Source organism: Pantoea sp. CCBC3-3-1, assembly GCF_007981265.1.
Classification (GTDB): domain Bacteria; phylum Pseudomonadota; class Gammaproteobacteria; order Enterobacterales; family Enterobacteriaceae; genus Erwinia.
The window spans coordinates 545999-571625 of record NZ_CP034363.1 but is presented as its reverse complement, the minus strand read 5'-3'; the positions used below and the strand labels follow the sequence as shown (position 1 = coordinate 571625).

Genomic DNA, 25627 nt, shown 5'->3' with positions numbered 1-25627 from the left:
TTGTCTCGCTTTATCTCTTCAGACCCGGCTGTCCCTGGGTCTGAAATCTCAATCAATTTTCCTGAAAAACATTAGCAATTTAACTCGCTTACAATGATTTCCTTTCGCGAATATTATCTTCTTCAACGAACGGCGATGACCGCTAATACAGCATCATCACTGGGCTAAGAGAGGTTGGAATTTTTTCAACCCATAAAAACTTACCAGGATTAATCATGAAAAAATCAGAAGATGTGGGCTTTTTAGTGGCGCGTATTTTACTGCCGGTGCTGTTTATCGTAGCTGGCTGGGGTAAAATTACCGGTTACGCGGGTACTCAACAATATATGGAAGCGATGGGCGTACCCGGCTTCTTTCTGCCGTTAACAATCCTGCTGGAATTTGGCGGTGGACTGGCAATTCTGTTTGGTTTTCTGACGCGCTTTACGGCAATTGCTACAGCAATTTTTACCCTCATTACCGCACTGGTATTCCATACCAACTTTAGCGTTGATGGCAACTCCATCAACTTTATGAAGAACCTGAGTATTGCCGGTGGCTACCTGCTGCTGTTTATTACCGGCCCGGGTGCTTACAGCATCGACCGGATCTGGCGCAAAAAGAGCTAATTTAGCTAATAAAATAAAGCAGGACAAAATGAGGTCCTGCTTTAAGTTCTAAGCCATTTAGATACAAAATAATTTTATCAGAATCTTATTTAACGCCTTCCATTTATCCTGCCGTGGAAATAACGGTTAATATGGAAACTTCAGGAAGCACCCTTAAAATAAGTCGTCGTTTTAAAAATATTTTTATGGCTGAGATGCATAATCAGGATGACTTTTTAGCAGCAATTTGTGATATGGCGCTGATACCGACGTTAACGATACCCACAATCCCCGATCCAATATTGCTGATGGCGCTGACAATATCCAGCTCAAGAATACTGCCAATGCCAGAGCCCAGCGTACCGCCTGCCGTTGTTGCATCTGTCGTCAAACCACCAGCAGAAGTGCCTAAATCAACAATTCCGCCAATAGCACTGCCAATACTCTTACCTAAATCAGCAAAAAACCGGCACCTGAAACAGCTTCAACTTCCTGAGTGTTTAACTCGCGCATAACCTCTCCTTGTCAATATTATGTCCTGTGATTTTACAGAACAGGGTAAGTTTATTGGCAGAGATATTAAAGTCAACCATAATACTAAGCAGATCGCGTTAATGACCAAAATTAAAAAACCCAAATAGAGCCAAAAGTTAATTTGAAAAATTAATTTAAAGATCGGTAAAGAAATTACAGCGCTAATAAATATCATATTCACCCCAAAAAAAAAGAGATGCAATTCAATATTTACTCAATAAAAATCCTCTTCAAAACGCGCTGATTAAAATTTATTTCAATGTAAACCCGACATCCTGGCTATACCAGGTTATATTTTATTGAGTAATAATCGGTAATTTTAATATGAGGAAGTTTGTATGGGACAGCTAATCGACGGTGTCTGGCATGATAACTGGTATGACACCAAATCTACCGGCGGCCGCTTCAAGCGCTCTGAATCCGTCTGGCGCAACTGGGTAACCGCCGATGGTTCTGCTGGCCCAACGGGTAAAAGCGGTTTTCGCGCTGAGGCAGACCGTTATCACCTTTATGTGTCTCTCGCCTGTCCGTGGGCACATCGCACTTTACTCATGCGTACGTTGAAAGGGCTTGAAAGCCTGATTGCCGTTTCGGTGGTGCATCCGTTGATGCTGGAGAATGGCTGGACCTTTGATGAAGATTTTGCGGCCGCAACCGGCGACAGCCTCTATCAAAACGACTTTCTGTATCAGCTCTATTTACATGCCGATAAAAACTACACTGGACGCGTTACCGTGCCGGTACTCTGGGACAAACAGCAAAACACCATTGTCAGTAATGAGTCAGCAGATATCCTACGCATGTTCAACAGCGCTTTTGATGCGGTGGGCGCACGCGCAGGCGATTTCTATCCGGCCGATCTGCGTGGGAAAATCGATGAGGTGAACAGCTGGGTTTACGATACGGTGAATAATGGCGTTTATAAAGCGGGGTTTGCAACCTCCCAGGCAGCCTATGATGAAGCCGTTACCGCTCTGTTTCACTCCCTGGAAAGGCTGGAGCAGATGCTTGGCCAGCATCGTTATCTGACTGGCGACAGGCTGACCGAAGCGGATTTACGCTTGTGGACGACGCTGGTGCGCTTTGATCCGGTGTACGTCACGCATTTCAAATGTGATAAACATCGTATCGGTGACTACCTGAACTTAAACGGTTTTCTGCGGGAGATTTATCAGCTGCCGGGCGTGGCGGAAACCGTGAATTTAGCCCATATCCGCCATCACTACTACCACAGCCACAAAACCATTAATCCGTCTGGCGTGATTTCAACAGGACCGGCATTTGACTGGGACGAACCGCACGGACGTGACGCGCGTTTTCGCTAATTAAGGGCAGCCAAAGTGGCTGCCTGTCTATAATGAATGGCGTTTCGCCAGCAGCTTAGGGATTTCCCGCAGGCACCAGGCTTTCGCCTCGCCCATGCTGTCACGACGCCAGGCCATGATGATATCGACTTCTTTTGTATATTCAGGGCTGACCACGCGCAAACGGCCTTCGGCGATATCCTTTTCTACCATCGGATAGGGCATTGAAGCAACGCCAAGCCCGGCCAGTAACGCACGGTGCTTATCTTCAATCGAACTGACGGTCAGCCGCTGCTGCTTATCCAACAGCTGTACGGTAAGCACAGGTCGTTCTCGTGCCGTATCGGCCACCGCGATGCCACGGTATTTCACTCGTGACACTTCAGACAGGGGTTCCGGCTCGTCATGAATAGGATGGCCAGGACTCGCCACAATCACGCTCATGATGCTGTAAAGCTTGCGGGTATTGATCTCTGATGAGGCGCGAAAATGCATATCGGGCGCGATCACAATATCGGCTCGTCCCTGCTCGAGCCGCTCCCAGGCACCGGCTAACACTTCCGTTACCAGTGAAATTTGCGTGTTCGCTTTATCAGCCAGTTTATCAATCAGCGGAAAGAGATATTCGCACGGGATCAGTGCTTCAGTGACAATCGTCAGATGCGTCTCCCAACCGCGGGCCAGCGCTTCCGCATCCGTCGTCAGCTTATCCGCCGCCTCAAGCAACACTCTGCCACGTTCCAGCAGCATCCGCCCAACGTTGGTAAATTTTGTACGATGACCAGAACGGTCGAACAGAACAACGTCCAGCTCTTCTTCCAGCTTCTGCATGGTGTAGCTGAGTGCGGAAGGGACACGGCCTAACTCATCAGCCGCCGCCGCGAAGCTACCACGACGATCGATGGCATCCATCACTCGTAGCGCTTCCAGCGTCAGAGCGCGATCTTTAGCCATAGTGATTCTCTGTCAGGAAATTTGAATATAGCCAGCAGATTAACTGGCTAACATTCCTGCGTCCAGCAACTTACCATAGCAACATAATAAACGGTCGTAGCAGACCAGCCGATTAGGAGAACAACATGATTACCAGTCGCACCGCGCAAGAGTGTGGCAAGGCTGATTACGGCTGGCTGCAGGCGCGCTATACCTTTTCTTTTGGTCACTATTTTGATCCCCAGTTAATGGGCTACGCGTCACTGCGTGTGCTCAACCAGGAAGTGCTGACACCAGGGGCTTCCTTTCAACCCAGAACCTATCCAAAGGTCGACGTGCTGAATCTGATTTTGCAAGGTGAGGCGGAGTATCGCGACAGTGACGGAAATCATGTCATAGCCCGGCAGGGAGAAGCGCTACTTTTCGCCACCCAACCGACTATCAGCTACAGCGAACATAATTTAAGTAAAGATCGGCCGCTGACAAGAATGCAGCTGTGGCTGGATGCCTGCCCGGAGCGAGAAAACGCCGCGGTGCAGCGCATGACTGTTGATGAGCATGCTCGCCATACCCTTATGGCTTCTCCTGACGGGCAAAAAGGCAGTTTGCAACTGCGTCAGCAGGTGTGGATCCATCATCTTCTGCTGGAGCCGGGCGAGAGTTACACCGTTGAACTGCACGGTTCACGTGCCTATCTGCAATCTATTCACGGCAGCCTGAGTGCCGTCACCCATTCCGAAGCCGAAGAAAAACTGATATGCGGCGACGGTGCATTTATCCGCGAAGAACAGAGCGTCACGCTGCGAGCCGATACGCCGCTGCGAGCGCTGGTGATTGATTTACCGGTTTAATGCTTGCCGCCAGTGGCGTTGACTTCAAAAATTGACTTCATTGCGTTTAAGTCAGACAATAGCGTCATCAAGTGTCGCTATGGAACAGCTGATGGTTGGATTACGGAAGAAGCATCAATGCACGCTTAATAAGATATTTACGTCGCCTCCTCCGGTTAATATCAAATGGAGTGATATCGAGTCGCTGATCAAAGCTTTGGGCGGCCGGGTTACTGAGGGAAACGGCTCACGATGCAGGTTTATCCTGAACGACAGTATCGCTAAATTTCACAGGCCGCATCCTCTACCTGATACGGATAGGGACGCAATTGTAAGTCTGCGGGAATGGTTAGAAAGTACAGGAGTTAAGCCATGAGCAAAACAAACTTTTTTGAAATAGCCGGACAACCCGCCGTAGTCAGTTTTGTTCCGGAACTCAACGCGATGCGCGGTAAATTTTTAGGGCTGAGTGGCTATTGTGATTTTGTCGCTGACAGCGTTGAAGGATTAAAAAGAGAGGGCGAAATCTCGCTGAGTGAATATCTTAATGATTGCCGCGAGGCAGGGATTGATCCCTACGTCAGGCAGGAAAAAACAAAGACGTTCACCTTACGCTATAACGAGTCTTTCGCAGAAAAACTGACGCAGGCCGCTGCTGAAAAAGGAAAATCGCTGAATGCCTTTATTATCGAAATCCTGGAAGCGCAGCTGAGTCTTATATAGATAAAATGCGCAGCAGAACTGAGTCGCAGGTAGTTATCTTTCCTTTTGCTGCCGCACATAACAAAAACCCCGCCGGAGCGGGGTTTTTTGTTGAATGAGTGTGAAGCTGACCGGTAAGCCGCTTTCTTTTCATAGAGAGTGTCGTGGACAGTCATCTGCTTTTTTGCTGCTGCGCATAACAAAAACCCCGCCGGAGCGGGGTTTTTTGTTGAATGAGTGTGAAGCTGACCGGCAAGCCGCTTTCTTTTCATAGAGAGTGTCGTGGACAGTCATCTGCTTTTTTGCTGCCGCGCATAACAAAAACCCCGCCGAAGCGGGGTTTTTGTTGAATGAGTGTGAAGCTGACCGGTAAGCCGCTTTCTTTTCATAGAGAGTGTCGTGGACAGTCATCTGCTTTTTTGCTGCTGCGCATAACAAAAACCCCGCCGGAGCGGGGTTTTTTGTTGAATGAGTGTGAAGCTGACCGGTAAGCCGGGTTCTGTCGTGGACAGTCATTCATCTAGGCCAGCAATCGCTCACTGGCTCAAGCAGCCTACCCGGGTTCAGTACGGGCCGTACCTTGTGAACCCCTATTTGGCCTTGCTCCGGGTGGAGTTTACCGTGCCACGAACTGTTGCCAGCCGCGCGGTGCGCTCTTACCGCACCCTTTCACCCTTACCTGATCCCACGAATGGGCCATCGGCGGTTTGCTCTCTGTTGCACTGGTCGTGGGCTTGCGCCCCCCAGGCGTTACCTGGCACCCTGCCCTATGGAGCCCGGACTTTCCTCCCCTCTGTCTGTCTCCCCCGAAGGAGGACGGCAACAAAGCGGCGACTGTCTGGTCAGCTTCGGCGCGGATAATAGGGCATTCCGCGCGCTTTGTCACCCCTCTTGCTGTTCCAGTGCATATTTATACAGCGCATTCTTTTTCACATCGTGGATTTCTGCCGTTAACTGGGCGGCTTTTTTCAGCGGAAGCTCTTTCTGCAACAGCGCCAGCGTACGCAGCGCTTCAGGCGGCAGCGCATCTTCCTGAGCATGGTAGCCTTCTACAATCAGCACCATCTCGCCTTTGCGGCGGTTCTCGTCCTCCTGCACCCACGCCAGTAGCTCTCCTACCGGCGCCCCATAAATCGATTCCCAGGTTTTGGTGATTTCTCGCGCCAGCACCACATAACGCGCCTCTCCCCATACCGCCACCATATCCTGTAGACTCTCCAGCAGACGATGGGTTGATTCGTAGAAAATCAGCGTGCGCGACTCCTGCTCAAGCGCCCGCAGCGTATCGCAGCGACCTTTGCTTTTTGCTGGCAGAAACCCTTCGTAACAGAATCGATCGGACGGAAGCCCCGCGGCGCTTAATGCTGTAATCGCTGCACAGGCACCCGGTAATGGAACAACGTTAATGCCTGCATCACGGCAAAGACGGACAAGATGGTAGCCCGGATCGTTAATCAGCGGCGTGCCGGCATCAGAAACTAACGCTATGCTTTGCCCGTCGCGCAGCTTAGCCAACAGCGTTTCCGCCTTCTGTTGCTCGTTATGATCGTGCAATGCGAACAGGCGCGCATTGATGGCGAAATGTTGTAGCAACAGTCCGGTATGACGTGTATCTTCCGCTGCGATCAGATCGACGCTTGAAAGCACCGTCAGAGCACGTTGGGTGATATCGCCCAGGTTCCCAATCGGTGTTGGAACGATATAAAGCGTGCTGGCAGAAATCTCTTCGCGTTGTTTCATTGTTTGATCCGAATAGCCGATTTAATATTGAGCATCTTGAAAAAAACATAACTGGATACAGTATGCTTCCTTCGAAAGTCATTCATAACAAAGCAGGACGCAACCTGGCTGTTCTGCTGGCCGCCCTGATTTTTGCCGGTTGTTCCGGCCAGGGTCCGCAAACGCCTCAGGCGGATGTGCAGGCCGCAGCCACTGGCACTTCCGATTCTTACCTGCAGCAAATGCAGCAAAGTTCAGATGATAACAAGGTTGACTGGCAATTACTTGCTATCCGCGCATTGCTGAACGAAGGGAAGATCCCTCAGGCCAACGATCAGTTCGCCAGCCTGCCACAGCAGCTCAGCGACACTCAGCGCCAGGAAGCCTTGTTACTTCAGGCACAGCTTAAAATCGCCCAGCAGGATCTGAACGGCGCAGGCCAGCTTCTGCAAAAGGTGGATACCGCCTCATTGTCGAAAGACCAACAGGCCCGCTATTTGCAGCTTCAGATTAACAGCAGCCAGGGCCGTCCTTCGCTGGCGCTGCTGCGCGCTTATATCGCTCAGGAGCCGCTGCTGACCACCCCCGCCGATAAGCAAAAAAATATTGATGCGACCTGGCAGGCGCTGGTGCAAATGACGCCCGATCAGATTAACAGTCTGGTGATCAACGCGGATGAAAATACGCTGCAAGGCTGGCTGGATCTGCTGAACGTTTACAAGGCTAACAGCAGCGACCCGGATATGCTGAAAGCCGGTATCAGCGACTGGCAGACGCGCTATCCCTATAATCCTGCGGCGAAAATGCTGCCGACAGCGCTGACTCAGGTGCAAAATTTCCAGCAGGCGTCGACCGCAAAAATCGCCCTGCTGCTGCCACTAAGCGGCCAGGCGCAAATTTTTGCTAATGCGATCAAGAAAGGCTTCGACGACGCCAGAAACGGTACGTTGACGCAGAATGGCACAGTACAGCCCGCAGCCGCCGCGCAGCCTGCTATCGGAAGCGCCGCGGCGCCCGTTCAGGCTCCGACCCAGGCAGGCGGCGAGAATTCAGCTGCGCCAGCGGATGCCAACGCCGCGGTCAGCCCTTCCGCCAGCCCGGATGCCGCAGCGACGCCAGCATCTACGCCGGAGCCGGCAGCGCCTGCTGCACAAAACGCTAACGTCGCGCAAACCGCCGCGCCATCCAGTTCAACCCAGGTACAGGTATACGACACCGGTTCTCAACCTGTCGATCAGGTACTGGCACAGGCACAAAAAGATGGCGCAACCCTGGTCGTTGGCCCGCTGATTAAGAATAACGTTGAGCAGTTAGCTTCCGTTCAGACTCCGCTGAATATCCTTGCGCTGAATGAGCCGGAGTCGGTACAGAACCATCCGAATCTTTGCTATTTTGCGCTTTCTCCTGAAGACGAAGCGCGTGATGCTGCCCATCATATGTGGGATCAGGGCAAACGCTCGCCATTGTTAATGGTGCCACGCAGCGCGCTGGGCGATCGCGTCAACAAAGCTTTCGCAACGGAATGGCAGAAGCTGGGCGGCAGTACCGTGCTGCAACAGCAGTTTGGCTCCACGGGCGAGCTAAAGCAGGGGATTAACAGCGGTGCAGGCCTGCGCCTGACCGGTACACCTGTTACGCTGCAACAGCCGCCGCAGCAGCCTCAGGATGCGAACGTTACCGGTCAGCCTCCGGTACAGCCCGCGCCGGTCAGCGACAGCGGCAACGTTGATTCGGTTTATATCGTGGCAACACAGGATGAAATGGCGCTGATCAAACCGATGATCTCTATGCGCGTCAGCAGCCGCAGCATGGTACAAATTTATGCCAGCTCACGCAGCTACCAGGCGGGTTCCGGCCCGGACTTCCGCCTGGAGATGGAAGGCGTACAGTTTAGCGATGCGCCGCTGCTGTCTGGCAACAACCCGGCGCTGTTACAGCAGGCCGCGAAGAACTTTAACAATGACTACTCGCTGGTTCGCCTGTATGCCATGGGCGTGGATGCCTGGACACTGGCTAACCACTTTAGCGAAGTGCGCCAGCTGCCGGGCTTCCAGATTCAGGGCGAAACCGGCAATCTGAGCGCGACAACGGATTGCGTTATCAACAGGAAGTTGACATGGAGCCAGTATCGTCAGGGACAAATCGTTCCGGCATCCTGAGTCGTCAGCAAACGGGGGCGGGCTATGAGCAACAGGCCCGCCGCCTGCTGGAGCAAGCAGGATTAACCTTTGTCGCCGCGAACGTGCGTTTTCGGGTTGGAGAAATCGACCTGATTATGCGCGACAAAACGACCTGGGTTTTTGTGGAAGTCCGCTATCGCCGCAATGCGCTTTTTGGCGGTGCAGCAGCCAGCGTGACCCGCAGCAAGCAGCTAAAACTGCTAAAAGCCGCAGCCTTTTGGCTGAATGGACGCAGAACCAGTTTTGAGAGCGCGGACTGTCGCTTTGATGTCATTGCGATAACCGGCACGCAGATCGACTGGTTGCCTAATGCCTTTACGGCGGAGTGAAACCTCCGCCTACGACTTACCAGGTGAAAAACGTGCTGGAAAGAATAAAAGTTTGTTTTACCGAAAGTATTCAAACACAGATCGCCGCGGCAGAAGCGTTACCGGATGCGATTTCTCGCGCCGCGATGACCATTGTGCAGTCGCTGCTGAACGGCAACAAAATTCTGAGCTGTGGCAATGGCACGTCCAGCGCCAATGCCCAGCATTTTGCGGCCAGCATGATTAATCGTTTTGAGACCGAGCGCCCCAGCCTTCCCGCTATCGCTTTAAGCGCGGATAACGTGCTGCTAACGGCAATTGGCAACGATCGTCTGCACGATGAAGTTTATGCCAAGCAGGTTCGTGCACTGGGCCATGCTGGCGACATTCTGCTCGCCATTTCAACACGCGGTAACAGCCGTGACATTGTGAAGGCAGTTGAAGCAGCGGTAACACGCGATATGACGATTATTGCGCTTACCGGTTATGACGGCGGCGAACTCGCCGGCTTACTGGGACCACAGGACGTGGAGATTCGCATTCCCTCGCACCGAAGCGCGAGGATTCAGGAAATGCATATGTTAACCGTAAATTGCCTGTGCGATTTAATCGATAACACCTTGTTTCCCCACCAGGACGCTTAAAGGAGCTTAAATGAAGGTATTCTCAGCAATGGCCGTGGTGATTACCGCCCTGATGCTACAGGGTTGCGTCGCGGCCGTCATCGGCAGCGCTGCGGTAGCAACCAAATCCGCCACGGATCCTCGTACTGTTGGCACTCAGGTTGATGACGGTACCCTGGAACTGCGCGTCAGCAATGCGCTTTCTAAAGATCAGCAGATTAAAAACGATGCCCATATCGTCCCTACCGCCTATCAGGGCAAAGTCCTGCTAACCGGACAGGCACCGACGGCTGACATCGCCAGCCGGGCGAAACAGATTGCGGTCGGCGTGGATGGCGCAACGGAGGTTTATAACGAGATCCGTACCGGCAGCAAAGCCAGCTTTGGTACCGCCTCTTCCGATACCTGGATCACCACCAAAGTGCGCTCCAACCTGCTGTCGAGCGATCAGGTTAAGTCATCAAACGTTAAGGTGACGACGGAAAACGGCGAGGTATTCCTGTTAGGTCTGGTGACGAATGAGGAAGCGAAAGCCGCGGCCGATATCGCCAGCCGGGTCAGTGGCGTGCAGCACGTGACCACCGCGTTTACCATCCTGAAGTAACCTCCGCTTCCGCCTGTGCGCAGCAGCGCACGGGCGGCAATGTTCTCAGGCAAGTTCTCTCGTTCGCTCAACGCTTCCCTTATAGCCTGCTCAAACAGTCCATCGCTACCGCTTTAAAACCGGCGAAATCTTCGCAGCCGCGTAGCCGGGTCATCGCTCTCTCACGCATAAAAGTAACAAACAGATCGTAGATGGCCATCGCCTCTTCATATTCGGTTTTACTGATAGCCAGCAGGAAAATGACGCAGGCGGTTTCATCGCCCCAGCGGATGCCATGAGGAGCCAGTACGGTATAGACCACGGTTTTTTTCGCCATCAGTCCCAGTGAATGAGGCAGCGCAATGCCTTCGCCCAGCAGCGTACTGACTATCGCCTCACGTTCCTCAACCGACGCATAAAACTGCTTATCTACCACGCCTTCCCGCTCCAGCTGATCGCACAGAACGCTGAACAGCTCTGTTTGCGTCATTGGCCGATCGATAATGCGAAAATGCCCGGCATCGAAGAATTTTTCCAACATGTAAGGCCGGGTGCGATCCACCAGCACCAGCTTGCCAAGCTGCTCCAGCTGGTATTCCGTCGGAAACGGCGCCATCACCACCACCGGTTTCCCCTTTTCGCTCAGGCGTACCGTAGAGATGACAAAATCTTCATCGATCGCGACCTGCTGCTCATATTCGCGCTGGGAGACAATGTTGCTGACGATAATCTGCGGATATTTACGCATCAGCATCGCCTGGATCATCCGCACGGTTGAATTGCCTGTATCGCACACCAGCAGCACTTTAGGATGACGCTGGTAGCCCACGTTATAATGGCGCTCCAGCCCGACGCCGATATGCAGTACCAGAAAACCGATTTCGTTTTCGCTGATGTTATACGGTGTGTACTTACTCCAGCTGGCTACAGCGGCCAGAGTGACATCATAAGCCAGCGGGTAGTGCTGTTTGATATTGCCAAGCAGCGGATTCGGGATAGCAATCTGGTAGCGCACACGGGTGATCATCGTTTTTATGTGCGTCAGTAAATCGGCCCGCAGCTGCGGATCGTTTTGCAGATCAAAATTGTAGTGCGTATTCACATAGCTGAGGATGTAGTTCACCAGCGATTCACCATCATCCGGACTGATGACGCTGGCGGCGATATCTTCAGTCCGTCGCGCGGCAATGTTCACCCGTAAATAGGCTTCCTCCGAGCTGGAAATTGCCTTGCCGGTCATCGGACGCAACAGATTAACGATATGGCGGGCGGCAGCCCGAACGTCGCGATCGACATCTTCTGCGCTGAAGTCAGATAACGGATAGCCCTCACTGATTCGCCTTACCGCAACCGCGCAGTACAGCCGCAGATAGAATTCGCTGTCATCACTCATTTTAATGCTGAAACGGCTGAAGCACTGATGCAACAGTGGCTGTAGCGTATCGAGTATGCCGCTGTTCAACGCTTCCAGATTCAATAGCGGATCGTCAGTATCTTCACGGGCGATATGATAAAGCAGATCGGTCAGACAGGTGCGGATCGCCACTTCGCTGCCAAACAGCTTCATGCCGTAGCGCGGTTTGGTTTCGATTACCAGATGATAGCGGCTTAGCTTTTCGCGGACTTCGGCCATATCGCTTTGTAACGTGGCGCGGCTGACGAACCATTCGTCGGCCAGATCTTCAAGTTTGAGCGCAAAAGCCGAGGTGAGAAAACGGGTCAGCAAATAGTTCACCCGTGCAGCTGAAGTGCGGGGGATCCGCAGCGGCGAAGCCGTCTGGCATTGTAGCTGGTTGTAACGATCGCGATCGTCCACTTTCAGCTGATAGCCTGCGCCACGGTTTAACACAAACCGCGCGCCGTGCGCCGCCAGCAGCTCATTCAGCGCGGTGATGTCCGTGCGGACAGTACGCGTCGTGACCGCAAAGTGCCGTGCCAGCTCATCCTGCGGCAGCGTTTCGTTTTGTAGCAGCTCAAACAGCTGAGCCAGACGCAGATTGGGAAATCTCACTGGCTCTCCCCCATCTTCTCAGGGACACCGGCGGCACGGTAAAAAGGGATTACGGCAAAGATCGTAGCGGTAAACATAGTTTTCCTCGTGCCGGAAAGATTAGCCGGTCAGTTTTTTGGTCATCGTTAATAGCTTACTGACATCGTCTGCCCGGGTGCATCCCGTTTCCTTATCGATAATCGAGCTGTAGATATGCGGAATGATTTTACTGACGCCTGCTTCCAGCGCGATCGTCAGGATCGCCTCATAGTTTTGCAGATCGATACCGCCGGTCGGCTCCAGCCAGAAATCCTGTTGTGCACAGGCCTGCGCCACCGCTTTGAATTCATCAATCGCCTGAAGGCCGCCCATCGGAAAATATTTCACCGAGCTGCCGCCCATATCTTTTAACAGCGCGATCGCCGTTTCAATCGGAACGACGCCGTCAGGTGCCTGCGAGCTACGCGGGCCGGTAGAGATTTTCACCTGTCCCGGCGTACCGGTGGGAGAAATCAGTCCATTGACCACGGTTTGATCCTGTCCCAGCAACGCACGGCTGGTAGCCACGCCGGTAAACACCTGGTTGACGTGCTGCGGCTGAACGGCAGCAGCAATCGAGCTGACCATTGCTGACTGATTCGGATCGCCAGCGCCCAGTCCAACGGAGAGCGCGTTATCAATCAGCGCCGCATAGTCACGCATATCGTCTACCGCGCGGGTAACGCTGTCATAGTTTTTCGACAGCACGCCAACCAGCACATGGCCTTCCGCCGCCTGCCAGATGTCACGGGCGTTCTCTTTTGAGCCAGCCAGCACGTTCAGACAGACGCGGTCACGATAAAAATTCGGGGTCAGCTTCATGCAGGGTTTCCTTGCGATAAAAGACGGTTAATTTGAGTGGCAATGATCTCCAACTGACTGGGCGATACGCTGCGCACGTCCACTTCTACCAGGCCTTCGTTCGCCTTGTACCCCCGGAAATAGATCGCGATGTCACCGGTTTTTAGCGCCTGAACCACCTCAGTCGTGGTGCGGCCAAGGGTGGCCTCATCAAAATGGATCTCTGTGCGGGCAATATCACGCCCCGCTGCATCCCACACCACCCGGGCGCTGATGCCATGAATGGCATTCAGGCTGTCGATAAACGGCGTCATTTTTTCCACCATCTGTGCGCCGGAAGCTTTTTCCAGCCGCAGATAGTTTTCAATGGCCTGAGTCAGGCCAAGAATGCCTTCTTTACCCACTTTCATCGCGCGGCCAATGCCCATCGACTGACGTTTTACCCACGCCACAGGCTCTTTGCGCCCCATCACCAGACCGCTGGTCGGCCCTTCAATCGCTTTGGCACCGCTGTAGATCACCAGGTCGGCACCCTCGCGGTAATAGCATTGCAGATCTTCTTCGGCGGCCGCATCAACAATCAGCGGAACGCCATGCCGGCGCGCAACTTCTGCGGCCTGCTTCACACTAAGGTGGCTTTTCTGCACGCAATGATGCGATTTGATATACATCACGGCGGCAGTTTGCGGCGTGACGGCGGCGGAAAGCTGCTCCGCGCTGCATTCGTTGGCATAGCCGGCTTCCACCAGGCGACCGCCGCCCATCGCTACCATGGTGCCGACCGGTGCGCCAAAGTTAACGTTATGGCCCTTGGGCACCACGATATCATGCGGCACGGTAAGCGGAGCCGCATGGAGGTTTTCCAGCAGCCAGTCATCGTCTTTCACAATCACTGCCGCGACGGATTGCGCAATACCGGCAGAGGCGCAGGAGACCACGACCGCATCTTCTGAGCCAAGCAGCCCGGCGATGTAGGCACCGGTTTTATTGACCAGATCTTTCATTTCGAAGTAGTGATTCAGGCCGTAGTTGACCGTTTCGACCACGTCGGCGGCGGGCGTTGACACCCCAAGGATCGTCATGCGCCCGGAAGCGTTGATCACCTGTTTTAAGCCATATTTTTCATAAATCGAAGACATGATGCTTTTTCCCTTCGTCAGTAATAAACCATTTCCCTTTAACCATGGCGGCCAGCGGTACCAGCTGCTTTTCACCCGCTTCCGATTTACCTTCGGAATCGGTGAACACGCAGGCGGCTTCGCTGAGGTCAAAGAGGGTCAGGTCGGCATCAAAGCCCACCGCAAGCTTCCCTTTGTTATGCAGCCGCAGCCCTTCTGCCGCATGACGGGTAACGCAGGCGATTATTTGTGGCAGCGTCATTCCCACGCTGAAGAACTTCGACATCACGTGCGCCAGGGTGTAAACCGGCCCGTTAAGGCGATTGCGGCAGTAGATATCGGAGCTGATGGTATGCGGCAGAATGCCTTGAGCGATGGCGACTCGCGCCACCTCAAAACTAAAACTCGCCGAGCCGTGACCAACATCCAGCCGCACGCCGCGTTTTATTGCCTTTGCAACAGAAGCACGCAGCTCGCCAGCCGGCGTCAGAATGCGGTTCGGCTTGCCGTTATAGCAGTGGGTGATAATGTCGCCCTGACCCAGCAGCTCGGCTATCTCATCCAGATCGGGTGGGTTATTACCGATATGCACCATCAGCGGCAGATTGCCGTTTTCCTGCTGGATTTCTTTCGCACCGATCAGCGGCTGGATGCCGTTAGCGCCAACGACGCTACTGCTCATGCGGGCTTTGATGCCGATGATAAAGCCAGGCAGGCGCTGAACCGCAGCCCGCACGCTCGCTTTGTCGATCTGCTGCATATCCGCCAGTTCGTTCTGCGTGACGATGCCGGTACGGGCAATATTCAACAGGGCATGAACCTGAGTGTTGGCGGTTCGCGTCAGCTGATAAAAGTCATCGACGTCGTCCGCGCCGGTACTGCCCGCATCCACGACCGTGGTTACGCCCGTTTCCACACCAATCCGATCCGCTTCATCATGATAAATGGGCGATTTGGGATAGCAGTGGACGTGAGAATCAATCCAGCCCGCACTCAGCCAGTAGCGTCCGGCCAGATCGATCTCCTGCGTCGCCTGCCCTTGCGGCTCGCCCAGCGCGGCGATTTTGCCGTCGTGAATGGCAATCGTCGTCAGGCTGCCGTCGGCCAGACGAGCGCGGCGAATAATCAAATCAAACATCACTCACTCCTTCCGCTTCTCACAGCGCAACCGGGAAAATCGCACCCAGCAGCATGGCGCCCAAAATGGCACCACCGGTGATAGGTTTGTTCCAGAGATAGAACAGCAGCGCGCCAATCAGCGATCCCAGCCCGATAGGAATGGAGGCGGCCATGGCCGACAGAATGATTAACGGCCCGAGAAAACGCCCGGACGAGTTGCCCGCGCCCATCATCACGTCTGCGCCATACGTTGAGTCGCTGTTATTGATGGTGAATTTACGGGCCAAAATAATGACGTAGCCAATGGCCAGCCCCAGCAGCAGCCCGGTAGCCAGCGACGCGGCAAAGTTGGCAACCGGGAAGACAATGCCCGCACCGAGCAGTAATGCAGGCACACCCAGCCCGATCCCCGTTTGGATCGCGCCGCCGATATCCAGGATGCCGACCAGCGAGCCTTCGATGATTCGGGCGAAGAGAAAGCTGGCGCCAAACGCCGCCACCGCGCCATAGACGCCGGTTTCCATTCCGGCTCGCAGCATGGAAACAAAGGCGACTTCATTGAACGCGCCCAGCCCGTAGACGTAATACATATGCGTACCGGCAAACACGCCCGCGGAGAGCAGCCCGACGAAAATCGGGAAAGACCAGTCGGCATACCAGAAACCGCTTTTAGATGCTTCCATTGTCATCTCCTTATTTTCCGCTCAGGGTGTTGTGGATCATCTCAAGCCAGCCCGGCACGCCCAGCTGGAAGGATTGCAGCATTTTCATATCGAAGCCGCGGAAGAAGCCGCTGAGAACGAACAGCAGAACGATGGCGAACATCATGATTTTGGTCACTTTGTTCCAGCCGCTCTCCTCCACGCCTTTGCCGATCAGAATGCCCAGCACCAGGCCCGGCACCGCATTGCCCATGATCAGCTGGGCAAGGCCGCCAAAAATGGTGGCCCAGAAGCCCGACTTTTTACCGGCATCGATGGCGGCCAGCCAGAAGATCACCGGCATCACCGTGTTCACCAGCAGGTTAGCGGCAGGCACCAGCACTTTTACCGCCGTCACCTGCAATGCGGCGGGCACCGCAGACGCGGTAGAATTGAGAAAAGCGACAACAACCATGCCGATCAGGCCGCAGACAATCGCCATTTTTTTCGGATTGTGCAGCGTTTCCGCCACGTTACGGTTTTTCACCATCAGCGCGGCCGCGCCCCAGTTCGGGATGATGCGGTGATCCACATCCTGCGTAAACGAGCCGGCAGCCACGGAAGAGGCCCAGGCGTTAAAGAAAAAACCCAGGCCGAAAGAGAAATGCGAAGCCGGATCGCCCTCGCAGGAATTCAGTTCACCCAGCGTACGAAAAGCGCCCATCCCCTGGGTCGTGGGCGCATGGAACATTCGCGCCGCACCCGCGCCAACGCCGACACCAACCAGACCGCCGATAATGAGCGACTTAAATAAAATGATTAAAAACATTTGGTTTTCCTTATTGATCGCGCCAACGTTTTCAGGTCATGTCCATCCAGCTTTATCGCGTGGCAAAATCGATCTTTGCGGTGTCGACAATGCTGACGTTGACGGTAATTTCCAGTTCAACGCCATAGCTCCGCCTCTCCCGCGCCAGAAAGAAAAACAGGAATTTTTCTTTTCTGACCTGCTGCCACGCCTGCACCACTTTTACCTCAGCGGGTTCAATGCGCAGCAGCACTTTACCGGTCGATTTTAATAGCGTGTTTTGTACCCGGCTCAGCGCATCGGCAAAGGCTTTTTCTTTACTGTCACCCTTACCGCTGACCTTCACCGTGGTCGCAAATTGTTCCTTCATCATCAGGCACCGTACTTCTTGTTCCAGGCCTGAACCAGGCGCTCTCCCAGCTCTTCCTTGTCCATAAAGCCGAAGCCAAGCACGGTTGCGCCTTCATTGATTGCCGTAACGCCTTCATCGACGGAACGCATGCCGTGTTTCGCTTTATAGCCATATTTGTTTTGCGCGGTGATAGCACCCGCGCCGCCGCTGCCGCAGAAGGAGATGCCGAAAGTGGCATTTTCAGCCTTCATCACGTCGCCCAGCTTCATGTCGGCGGCCATCCCCGGCACCACCACGGCTTTACCGCCGGCTTTTTCAATTCCGGCCGCGACTTTCTGGCCTTTACCCAAACGATCGCCAATAACTACAATGATTTGTGACATAGTGATTTCCTTAACAGGGTTAGCCTTCGTTTTTTGCGACTTCGAAATGCACGGATAAAAGCCAGGCCTCTTCAACAGGCAGATTGCCGAACAGATCCACGACCTGCTGGGCCAGCGTCATCGAGTCGGGCGAGATGTCTTCAAACAGCGCTTCCTCGACTTCCGGCAGAGGTTCGCCGGTCCGGGAACGCAGCGCCATTGCCCGCACATGTGAGACCAGCATCTGCTGCTGTACCGGCGTGGGAGTGATATGTTGAGCGAAAAACAGGTCGGCAATCTGACTCATCACCCTGTCCGCCAGCGCCTGAATAGCGCGCTCCTCAGCCGACATGTTTATTGATACGGCTCCATCTGCCATTGCACTCCCCTTATTTCCCGCCGCGGCTTTGATTAGCAGCGCAGTTTATTTGCGATAAAAAGAAACTAACGCCGGGAACGCTTTGTGTGGAGCAGCTTTTTTTCCGTTTCAAAACGGAAATTGCATCAAGGGATGTGATCGCGGGTACAAAAAGCGTTTTTTCCTGTAGGGACAGAATTTCGAAGCTGTAATAACGTTAAATGCAGCGTTAAAACGCTTTCAATACGGAATATTCCCTCAGGAACAGAACGCGGGAGAAGATAGCGAAGGGTAACTATTGGAAAAACTTATAAATTAATCAGGGTGCTGAAAATAAAAGGTGGGGAAGGCCCTGTTTTTACTGCCTGAACCGGGACGCTACTGGCCCGGTTCAGGCGACGGATAATAACGCTTAGCCAACCGCCCGGCTAAATTTACTGTCCGGCGATTTTCATTTCTGGAATCAGTACGGAACCACACTGAATATTACTGCGGGTTTCAATGTCGCTGCCGACCGTGACCATATTGCGCCACATCTCCTGTAAATTACCGGCAATGGTAATTTCACTCACTGGATACTGAATAACGCCGTTTTCCACCCAGAAGCCTGCCGCGCCGCGTGAATAGTCACCGGTGATGCCGCTCACACCCTGGCCCATCAGTTCTGTCACCACTAAACCGGTACCCATTTTTTTCAGCAGCTGTTCGAAGCTGTCGCCCTGACCGTTAATGCGCCAGTTATGAATGCCGCCCGCGTGACCGGTACTTTGCAGGCCCAGCTTACGGGCGGAATAGCTGGTCAGCAGCCAGGTTTGCAGGACGCCATCTTTGATGATGTCACGGTTCTCGGTACGAACACCTTCGCTGTCAAACGGCGTGGAAGCCAGTCCTTTCAGCAAATGCGGCTGTTCCTGAATCGTCAGCCACTCGGGCAGGATCTGTTTACCCATTGAATCCAGCAGGAAGGTCGATTTGCGGTAGACGCTGCCGCCGCTGATCGCGCCAACCAGATGGCCGAACAAGCCTGTTGCCACTTCGGCAGCAAAGATTACCGGTGCTTTCATCGTTGAAAGCTTACGCGGCGACAGGCGCGACAGCGTGCGGCGCGCGCACTCCTGGCCTACCCACTCTGGCGTTTGCAGATCGCCAATCGCGCGTCCAATCGTGTAGGCATAGTCACGTTCCATGTCGCCATCCGCCTCGGCAATCACGCTGGCAGAAATCGAATGGCGGCTTGAGGAATAGCCCTGGATCATACCGTGGCTGTTACCGAACACTTTAATACCGACGTGGCTGTTAAAGCTGCCGCCTTCGGTGTTAGTTATACGTGAATCGGATTTCAGCGCGGCTTCTTCCGCACGAGCCGCCAGCTCGATCGCCCGATCCGGATCGAGATCGGTGGGATGGAAAAGATCCAGATCGGGCGCATCGAACGCCAGCAGTTCGCGATCGGCCACGCCAGCGTAAGGATCCGGCGAGGTATAGCGCGCAATATCAATCGCCGCCTGCACGGTGCGCTTGATGGCGTCGGGGCTGAGATCGGTGGAAGACGCGCTGCCTTTACGGTTCTGATGATAAACGGTGATGCCCAGGGCGCCGTCGCTGTTGAATTCTACGTTTTCCACCTCGCTATAGCGGGTGCTGACGCTGATACCGGTGGTTCTGGTCACGGCAACTTCCGCCCCATCGGTGCTGACTTTAGCCAGTTCGAGTGCTGTCGCTACCGCCTGTTCGAGGGTTTTACGCTGTTCTGCAACTTGGGAGAGTAATTTCATTGACCTACCATATAATTAACAGAGGGCTGCTCCGGGCAAAAATCGCCAGATTTCCAGACTCTTTAGTGATTAGGGATGATTTGAGTCTAACAGACTCAGCGAACAATTTCGCAGTGGCCTGAGTTTCCTGATAGCATTAGCCTCTTTTTTAGGGAGCCTCCCATGACCAAACAGCCCGACGACTGGCTCGATGACGTACCAGATAACGAAGAAGAAGACGAAGAGATTATCTGGGTCAGTAAAAGTGAGATCAAACGCGATGCCGAGGAGCTTAAGCGCCTGGGTGCCGAACTGGTTGAACTGAGTAAGAATTCGCTGGATAAAATCCCGCTGGATGATGATTTGCGTGCCGCTATTGAGCTCGCACAGAAGATTAAAAAAGAAGGACGTCGCCGTCAGCTCCAGCTGATTGGGAAAATGCTGCGTTCGCGTGAAGAAGATCCTATTCGTCAGGCGCTGGACAAGCTGAAGAACCGTCACAACCAGCAGGTTGCGCTGTTCCATAAGCTGGAAGTGCTGCGCGATCGCCTGATTGAAACCGGTGATGATGCGATGCCGGACGTATTGGCGCTCTACCCGGATGCCGATCGTCAGCAGCTGCGTCAGATGATCCGTAATGCGCAAAAAGAGAAAGCGACTAACAAGCCGCCAAAAGCTTCCCGCCAGATTTTCCAGTATCTGCGCGAGCTGGCTGAAGCCTCTTAAGGCTCAGCGAGCCTTTTATGGCAGGCCAGACTGTCCGGCTCTATTACCGGCCGGTCTGGCTGCTATAAAAACGCCGGCGCCCGGCCTGAATTATTTCGCCAGTCTGTCCAGCAGCTTCTGATGAATGCCGCCAAACCCACCGTTACTCATCACCAGAATATAATCGCCCGGCTGTGCCGTTTTGGCGATCATCTCGACCAGCGTATCTACGTCAGCGCTCCAGTGCGCAGGCTGCACGCAGGCATCGGCCACTTCAGATACCTGCCACGGAATATGGTGCGGCTGTAGCAGGAACACCTCATCCGCACGGCCCAGCGCCGGCGCCAGATCGTCTTTGCTAACGCCCATTTTCATGGTATTGGAACGCGGTTCCAGCACGGCCAGAATACGCGCCCGTCCACCAACCTTGCTGCGCAAAGCGGTCATCGTGGCCAAAATCGCGGTGGGATGATGAGCAAAATCATCGTAAACCTTGATGCCGTTGGCTTCGCCACGCAGCTCCAGACGACGCTTAGCGTTGATAAAATCATTCAGTGCCAGCCCGGCGTCTTCCGGCTTCACGCCTACGTGCCGTGCCGCAGCGATAGCCATCATGCCGTTATGCATATTATGCTCGCCAACCAGCGACCAGTTCACTTCCGCCACGCGCTCGCCATCCAGCCAGACTTCCCAGTGCGACGCGTCCGGCGTCAGTTTCTTCGCCTGCCAGCGGCCGGTTTCCCCTACGCTTTCCTGCTCGCTCCAGCATCCCATGGCGATCACCTGTTTCAGGTTGCTGTCCTGTTCAGGCAGGATAATGCGGCCCTGTCCCGGCACGATACGCACCAGATGATGGAACTGCCGCTGAATAGCGCGCAGATCGTCAAAAATGTCCGCATGATCGAATTCAAGGTTGTTGAGGATCAGCGTACGCGGGCAGTAATGCACAAATTTAGAACGCTTATCGAAAAAGGCGCAATCGTATTCATCCGCTTCGATAACGAAGAATGGGCTTTTTCCTAAAGTTGCGGAAACCTCGAAATTCCCCGGCACACCGCCGATAACGAAGCCCGGTTCCAGCCCGCAAGCCTGTAAAATCCACGCTGCCATGCCCGCTGTGGTGGTTTTTCCATGCGTTCCGGCGACGGCAAGCACCCAACGGTCACGCAGTACAAAATCATGCAGCCACTGCGGCCCGGAAAGATAGGGAATGTTACGTTCCAGCACCGCTTCCACGCAGGCATTACCGCGCGTCATCGCGTTACCGATGATCACCAGATCGGGTGCAGGATCGAGCTGGGACGCGTCGTAACCCTGAATTAAATCAATGCCTTGCTTTTCTAAAAGCGTGCTCATTGGCGGGTAAACGTTGGCATCCGAACCGGTAACGTCATGACCCAGCGATCGGGCCAGCATTGCCAGACCGCCCATGAAAGTGCCGCAGATACCGAGGATATGAATACGCATAAAAGATCCGTTAACTGGAATGTCCGGCGCACAGTGTACCGTCCTCATCGTGCGGAAGAAACGGATTTGCCCTATGTTCTTTACCCTTCATTCGGCTAAACTGCCCGGGTATATGTTGGCAGCTTGTTTCGCAGGCTGCTGTTCAACCGCAGATTCAGGGATTGTGTTATGAAAACGTTAGGCGAATTCATAGTCGAGAAACAACACGACTTTCCTCACGCCACTGGTGAACTGACGGCACTGATTTCCGCCATCAAACTGGGCGCGAAAATCATTCACCGTGACATCAACAAGGCTGGTCTGGTCGATATTCTTGGCGCCAGCGGAGTGGAAAACGTGCAGGGTGAGCAGCAGATGAAACTCGATCTGTTTGCCAATGAAAAGCTCAAAGCCGCGCTGAAAGCGCGTGGCATTGTGGCGGGTATCGCGTCAGAAGAAGAAGACGAGATCGTCATCTTTGAAGGCGTGGAAAATGGCAAATATGTCGTGTTGATGGACCCGCTGGATGGCTCCTCCAACATTGACGTCAACGTTTCTGTCGGCACCATTTTCTCTATCTATCGTCGTATTACGCCACCAGGCACGCCGGTTACTGAGGAAGATTTCCTTCAGCCAGGCAGCCAGCAGGTTGCCGCAGGCTATGTTGTCTACGGTTCTTCCACCATGCTGGTTTATACCACCGGCTGCGGCGTGCATGCCTTTACCTACGATCCGTCACTGGGCGTGTTCTGTCTCAGCGCAGAAAAAATGACCTTCCCGGAAAAGGGTTACACCTATTCCATTAACGAAGGAAATTATATCCGCTTCCCACAGGGCGTGAAAAAATACCTTAAGTTCTGTCAGGAAGAAGACAAGGTTTCCCGTCGTCCTTATACCTCGCGGTATATCGGTTCACTGGTGGCAGACTTCCACCGTAACCTGTTGAAAGGCGGCATTTACTTGTATCCAAGCACCGCCAGCCATCCGAAAGGCAAGCTGCGCCTGCTGTATGAATGCAACCCCATGGCATTCCTGGCTGAACAAGCCGGTGGTAAAGCCAGCGACGGCCGCGATCGTATCCTCGACCTGGTGCCGGAAACGCTGCACCAGCGCTCGCCGTTCTTTGTCGGTAATACCGAAATGGTAGAGGATCAGGAACGCTTCCTGCGCGAATTCCCGGACGCATAACCTCACCGTTCTGTTGCTGAGAACATCTCGGGTGATTGAACGATCCCCGAGATGGCTCTGTACAGAGAGCATGCGTGTATAAAAAGCGCCGTCCATGTCTGCGCTTTACGGGCCGATCCGGGCCCGTAATCCTTTGCCACCGACGCTACAGGTTCGTCAGCTGTTTGCCCTTTCTCACGCCAGACTAATTTTAAATGCCGCCATTGACTGAACCAGCTGCCGGGACTGCTCCTCCAGTGACTGAGTAGCCGCGGCTGCCTGCTCCACCAGCGCGGCGTTCTGTTGCGCCACTTCATCCATCTGAGTGACCGCGATGTTAACCTGCTCAATACCGTGGCTTTGTTCCTGCGACGCGCTGGAGATCTCCCTCATCAGTGACGTTACGCGCGTGACTTCGCTGGCGATATTGTCCATGGTTTCCCCCGCCCGGGTCGCCATCTGCGATCCTTCACTGACCCGGCTCTGTGATTCGGCAATCAGCTCCCGGATCTCTTTTGCCGCCGTCGCACTGTTCTGCGCCAGCGTGCGAACCTCGCCAGCAACCACGGCAAATCCTCTGCCCTGCTCGCCAGCCCTGGCGGCCTCTACCGCCGCGTTTAGCGCCAGGATATTGGTTTGAAAGGCAATGCCATCAATGACCCCAAGAATGTCGCCAATGCGTGTTGAGCTGCGGGTGATTTCCTGCATTTTCTCCATCACCTGGCCGACCGCATCGCTGCCCCGCCCGGCGCTGACAGAAACGGAATGCGCCAGCTGATGTGCCTGAGAGGCGTTCTCCGCATTCAGCTTCACGGTCGCGGTTAACTGTTCCATGCTGGCCGCCGTCTGTTCCAGAGAGGCCGCCGACTCTTCCGTACGTTGTGAAAGATTCAGGTTGCCGGAAGAGAGCTCGCGGCTGCCCACGTCAATTTGCAGACTGGCATCCCGTACCCGACTGACGGAAAGCTGTAACGAAGCCTGCATTGCAGCCAGGGCGCCATTCAGGCGGCCCAGCTCATTTTTCCCGCTCTCGGGCAGAGTCTGAGTCAGATCCCCCGCGGCAACAGATTCCAGATGTTCAACGGCAACATTCAGCGGCTTGAGCAGGATTTCCCGCATCAGCGTCCAGGAGACCGCCAGCAGTACTGCCGTCAGTACACCGCAAAAAACGATCAGCGCCATTAGCACTTTCTGATTCCAGGCCGCTTCAGCCAGCTGCTGCTTCGTGGTCTGGTCAGCAAACATACGGAACCGATCGACCGACTGCCTGAACGACGTATTCAACGGCGTTAGCTTTTCTTCCAGCAGCTGATAATAAGTATTGAGGTCATTTGCCTGTAAGGCAGCAATCATCGGTTTAATTCCCTCGGCGAGGTATCGCTGATAATGGGCCGCTAACGCATCAGCCAGGGTCTTGCCCTGGGCGGTCACCGTTCCGGCATTGATAAACTGCCTGAATTCATCATTGGCATTTTGAACAAAATCATCAGCCTGATTAATCACTTCCCTGGCCTGCTCCGTCTGGCCCGTTTGCATCTTTCTGGCTGCTAACGCAGAAATCGTGCGGGTGCGTAACAGATAAGTATTGGCGCTAAACAGGCTGTTCAGTTCAGCACCCTGGATACGATTAACCACATCCAGCGAGCGGTTGCCCTTGTTGATGGCGGTAATGCCCATCACGCTGACCGCCAGTAACATCAGCGTCATGGTAATCATCAGGAGGGTTAATCCTGTGCGAATTGAAATTTTCTTCATCATTGCGGCGTAATCCTCAATCGAGTCTCTGTGACGAAATATATAAGCACAACTGACTTATCGGGCCGCTAAAAGCGATCTTTAGCGGTCGGAGGGTTCGCATCGCCAGTGAAACGTCTTTAGTTGATCTGGATCAATTTTGAGCGATGATTGCGGTGAAACGCGACACGATAAAAACCGGGCATTTTATCAATCTGTCGAAAACGGTCGATGGCGTTTCAGCGCAATACTGGAGCATTCCTAAAGGCCAAAAAGGGGGGATACTTTCAGATTCAGTTGGCTATAATGAGCGTCACTTGATTAAGACTGACTAAAGGAATTAACCATGAGTTTGAACCAGGTTCCAGCGGGTAAAGACCTGCCAGAAGATATCTATGTTGTTATCGAGATCCCGGCAAATGCCGATCCGATCAAATACGAAGTAGATAAAGATTCCGGCACCCTGTTCGTTGACCGCTTTATGTCTACAGCGATGTTCTATCCGTGCAACTACGGCTACATCAACCACACTCTGTCTCTGGATGGCGACCCGGTAGACGTACTGGTACCAACTCCTTACCCATTACAGCCTGGCTCAGTGATCCGCTGCCGTCCGGTTGGCGTGCTGAAAATGACCGATGAGTCTGGCGAAGATGCCAAACTGGTTGCGGTTCCGCACACCAAACTGACCAAAGAGTACGATCACATCAAAGATGTGAACGACCTGCCAGAGCTGCTGCGTGCTCAGATCACTCACTTCTTCGAGCAGTATAAAGCGCTGGAAAAAGGCAAATGGGTGAAAGTAGAAGGTTGGGACAACGCTGAAGCAGCTAAAGCTGAAATCGTTGCCTCTTTCGAGCGCGCTAAGAAGTAATTTGCCGCCCGAACGCTGCTGCCTTGTGCGCCCTGCGCTGCAAAGCAGTAAAAAAA

28 protein-coding genes and 1 other RNA gene are annotated in these 25627 nt (G+C 53.8%); 14 read left to right on the top strand and 15 right to left on the bottom strand.

Going from position 1 to position 25627, the window contains the following annotated elements:
• Positions 1-215: 215 nt before the first annotated feature.
• From EHV07_RS02495 to EHV07_RS02485, 3 genes are all read left to right on the top strand, one after another.
• Entirely contained in the window at positions 216-608 is a 393-nt protein-coding gene (locus EHV07_RS02495) for a DoxX family protein (RefSeq protein WP_147194643.1), read from the top strand.
• Positions 609-739: 131 nt separating this feature from the next.
• Positions 740-1102: a hypothetical protein gene (locus tag EHV07_RS24430; protein WP_168199584.1), complete on the top strand. Its 363-nt coding sequence runs from the start codon at positions 740-742 to the stop codon at positions 1100-1102.
• 357 nt (positions 1103-1459) lie between these two features.
• A complete protein-coding gene (locus tag EHV07_RS02485; protein ID WP_147194641.1) occupies positions 1460-2446 on the top strand; it encodes a glutathione S-transferase family protein in 987 nt (328 codons plus the stop codon).
• 27 nt (positions 2447-2473) lie between these two features.
• On the opposite strand, the gene EHV07_RS02480 is transcribed toward EHV07_RS02485, so the two are convergent.
• Positions 2474-3379: a LysR family transcriptional regulator gene (locus tag EHV07_RS02480; protein ID WP_147194638.1), complete on the bottom strand. Its 906-nt coding sequence runs from the start codon at positions 3377-3379 to the stop codon at positions 2474-2476.
• Between the two features lie 125 nt (positions 3380-3504).
• Between EHV07_RS02480 and EHV07_RS02475 the strand changes: the two genes are divergently transcribed.
• From EHV07_RS02475 to EHV07_RS02465, 3 genes are all read left to right on the top strand, one after another.
• Entirely contained in the window at positions 3505-4209 is a 705-nt protein-coding gene (locus tag EHV07_RS02475) for a pirin family protein (RefSeq protein ID WP_147194635.1), read from the top strand.
• Between the two features lie 79 nt (positions 4210-4288).
• Complete coding sequence (locus tag EHV07_RS24810) at positions 4289-4564, top strand: type II toxin-antitoxin system HicA family toxin (protein ID WP_147194631.1); 276 nt, start codon at positions 4289-4291, stop codon at positions 4562-4564.
• Positions 4561-4911: a type II toxin-antitoxin system HicB family antitoxin gene (locus EHV07_RS02465; protein WP_147194628.1), complete on the top strand. Its 351-nt coding sequence runs from the start codon at positions 4561-4563 to the stop codon at positions 4909-4911. Before EHV07_RS24810 ends, EHV07_RS02465 begins: the two co-directional genes overlap by 4 nt.
• Positions 4912-5362: 451 nt before the next feature.
• Here the strand turns inward: EHV07_RS02465 and rnpB are convergent.
• Both rnpB and rsmI read right to left on the bottom strand, forming a co-directional pair.
• Positions 5363-5740: RNase P RNA component class A (rnpB, locus tag EHV07_RS02460), an RNA gene on the bottom strand.
• Between the two features lie 32 nt (positions 5741-5772).
• Positions 5773-6630 (bottom strand): 16S rRNA (cytidine(1402)-2'-O)-methyltransferase, encoded by an 858-nt coding sequence (gene rsmI, locus EHV07_RS02455; RefSeq protein WP_147194625.1) that lies wholly within the window; start codon positions 6628-6630, stop codon positions 5773-5775.
• 62 nt (positions 6631-6692) lie between these two features.
• Here rsmI and EHV07_RS02450 point away from each other — a divergent pair, with 62 nt between their 5' ends.
• Genes EHV07_RS02450 through dolP form a run of 4 tightly spaced genes read left to right on the top strand, consistent with a single transcriptional unit; the run spans position 6693 to position 10324 of the window.
• Complete coding sequence (locus EHV07_RS02450; protein WP_147194622.1) at positions 6693-8768, top strand: penicillin-binding protein activator; 2076 nt, start codon at positions 6693-6695, stop codon at positions 8766-8768.
• Positions 8726-9118, top strand: coding sequence for a YraN family protein (locus EHV07_RS02445; RefSeq protein WP_147194619.1), 393 nt, complete (start codon positions 8726-8728; stop codon positions 9116-9118). The genes EHV07_RS02450 and EHV07_RS02445 overlap by 43 nt, the downstream gene beginning before the upstream one ends.
• 32 nt (positions 9119-9150) lie before the next feature.
• Entirely contained in the window at positions 9151-9741 is a 591-nt protein-coding gene (gene diaA / locus EHV07_RS02440; RefSeq protein WP_147194616.1) for a DnaA initiator-associating protein DiaA, read from the top strand.
• Between the two features lie 10 nt (positions 9742-9751).
• Complete coding sequence (dolP, locus tag EHV07_RS02435) at positions 9752-10324, top strand: division/outer membrane stress-associated lipid-binding lipoprotein (RefSeq protein ID WP_147194614.1); 573 nt, start codon at positions 9752-9754, stop codon at positions 10322-10324.
• 79 nt (positions 10325-10403) lie between these two features.
• Here dolP and EHV07_RS02430 read toward each other — a convergent pair whose 3' ends face one another.
• The 10 genes from EHV07_RS02430 to pmbA all read right to left on the bottom strand — a co-directional run bounded on the left by EHV07_RS02430 (position 10404) and on the right by pmbA (position 19666).
• The gene (locus EHV07_RS02430; RefSeq protein WP_147194611.1) at positions 10404-12314 is read right to left on the bottom strand and encodes a transcription antiterminator; all 1911 of its coding nucleotides are present in this window, start codon (positions 12312-12314) and stop codon (positions 10404-10406) included.
• Positions 12315-12413: 99 nt separating this feature from the next.
• The gene (locus EHV07_RS02425) at positions 12414-13154 is read right to left on the bottom strand and encodes a KDGP aldolase family protein (protein ID WP_147194607.1); all 741 of its coding nucleotides are present in this window, start codon (positions 13152-13154) and stop codon (positions 12414-12416) included.
• Positions 13151-14272, bottom strand: coding sequence for a DgaE family pyridoxal phosphate-dependent ammonia lyase (locus EHV07_RS02420; RefSeq protein ID WP_147194604.1), 1122 nt, complete (start codon positions 14270-14272; stop codon positions 13151-13153). The genes EHV07_RS02425 and EHV07_RS02420 overlap by 4 nt, the downstream gene beginning before the upstream one ends.
• Entirely contained in the window at positions 14256-15389 is a 1134-nt protein-coding gene (locus EHV07_RS02415; RefSeq protein WP_147194601.1) for an amidohydrolase/deacetylase family metallohydrolase, read from the bottom strand. The genes EHV07_RS02420 and EHV07_RS02415 overlap by 17 nt, the downstream gene beginning before the upstream one ends.
• A 19-nt stretch (positions 15390-15408) precedes the next feature.
• Entirely contained in the window at positions 15409-16053 is a 645-nt protein-coding gene (locus EHV07_RS02410; RefSeq protein ID WP_147194598.1) for a DUF4310 family protein, read from the bottom strand.
• A gap of 10 nt (positions 16054-16063) precedes the next feature.
• On the bottom strand, positions 16064-16840 hold the full coding sequence (locus tag EHV07_RS02405; RefSeq protein WP_147194595.1) for a DUF4311 domain-containing protein: 777 nt from the start codon (positions 16838-16840) through the stop codon (positions 16064-16066).
• 52 nt (positions 16841-16892) lie between these two features.
• Entirely contained in the window at positions 16893-17189 is a 297-nt protein-coding gene (locus EHV07_RS02400) for a DUF4312 family protein (protein ID WP_147200498.1), read from the bottom strand.
• Positions 17190-17191: 2 nt separating this feature from the next.
• Positions 17192-17554 (bottom strand): SFCGS family glycine-rich protein, encoded by a 363-nt coding sequence (locus tag EHV07_RS02395; protein ID WP_147194592.1) that lies wholly within the window; start codon positions 17552-17554, stop codon positions 17192-17194.
• Between the two features lie 19 nt (positions 17555-17573).
• Positions 17574-17912: a glycine dehydrogenase gene (locus tag EHV07_RS02390; RefSeq protein WP_147194589.1), complete on the bottom strand. Its 339-nt coding sequence runs from the start codon at positions 17910-17912 to the stop codon at positions 17574-17576.
• Between the two features lie 413 nt (positions 17913-18325).
• A complete protein-coding gene (gene pmbA, locus EHV07_RS02385) occupies positions 18326-19666 on the bottom strand; it encodes a metalloprotease PmbA (protein WP_147194586.1) in 1341 nt (446 codons plus the stop codon).
• Positions 19667-19828: 162 nt separating this feature from the next.
• Between pmbA and yjgA the strand changes: the two genes are divergently transcribed.
• Complete coding sequence (gene yjgA / locus EHV07_RS02380; protein ID WP_147194583.1) at positions 19829-20371, top strand: ribosome biogenesis factor YjgA; 543 nt, start codon at positions 19829-19831, stop codon at positions 20369-20371.
• A gap of 90 nt (positions 20372-20461) precedes the next feature.
• Here yjgA and mpl read toward each other — a convergent pair whose 3' ends face one another.
• Entirely contained in the window at positions 20462-21817 is a 1356-nt protein-coding gene (gene mpl / locus EHV07_RS02375) for a UDP-N-acetylmuramate:L-alanyl-gamma-D-glutamyl-meso-diaminopimelate ligase (RefSeq protein ID WP_147194580.1), read from the bottom strand.
• A 168-nt stretch (positions 21818-21985) separates the two neighbouring features.
• Here mpl and fbp point away from each other — a divergent pair, with 168 nt between their 5' ends.
• Positions 21986-22984 (top strand): class 1 fructose-bisphosphatase, encoded by a 999-nt coding sequence (gene fbp / locus EHV07_RS02370; protein WP_147194578.1) that lies wholly within the window; start codon positions 21986-21988, stop codon positions 22982-22984.
• A 174-nt stretch (positions 22985-23158) separates the two neighbouring features.
• On the opposite strand, the gene EHV07_RS02365 is transcribed toward fbp, so the two are convergent.
• Positions 23159-24721: a methyl-accepting chemotaxis protein gene (locus tag EHV07_RS02365; protein ID WP_147194575.1), complete on the bottom strand. Its 1563-nt coding sequence runs from the start codon at positions 24719-24721 to the stop codon at positions 23159-23161.
• 143 nt (positions 24722-24864) lie between these two features.
• Here EHV07_RS02365 and EHV07_RS24425 point away from each other — a divergent pair, with 143 nt between their 5' ends.
• Together EHV07_RS24425 and ppa are read left to right on the top strand one after the other, a co-directional pair.
• Positions 24865-25032, top strand: coding sequence for a hypothetical protein (locus tag EHV07_RS24425; RefSeq protein WP_168199583.1), 168 nt, complete (start codon positions 24865-24867; stop codon positions 25030-25032).
• Between the two features lie 11 nt (positions 25033-25043).
• Positions 25044-25571, top strand: a complete 528-nt coding sequence (gene ppa, locus EHV07_RS02360) for an inorganic diphosphatase (RefSeq protein WP_147194572.1) — start codon at positions 25044-25046, stop codon at positions 25569-25571.
• Positions 25572-25627: the final 56 nt, after the last annotated feature.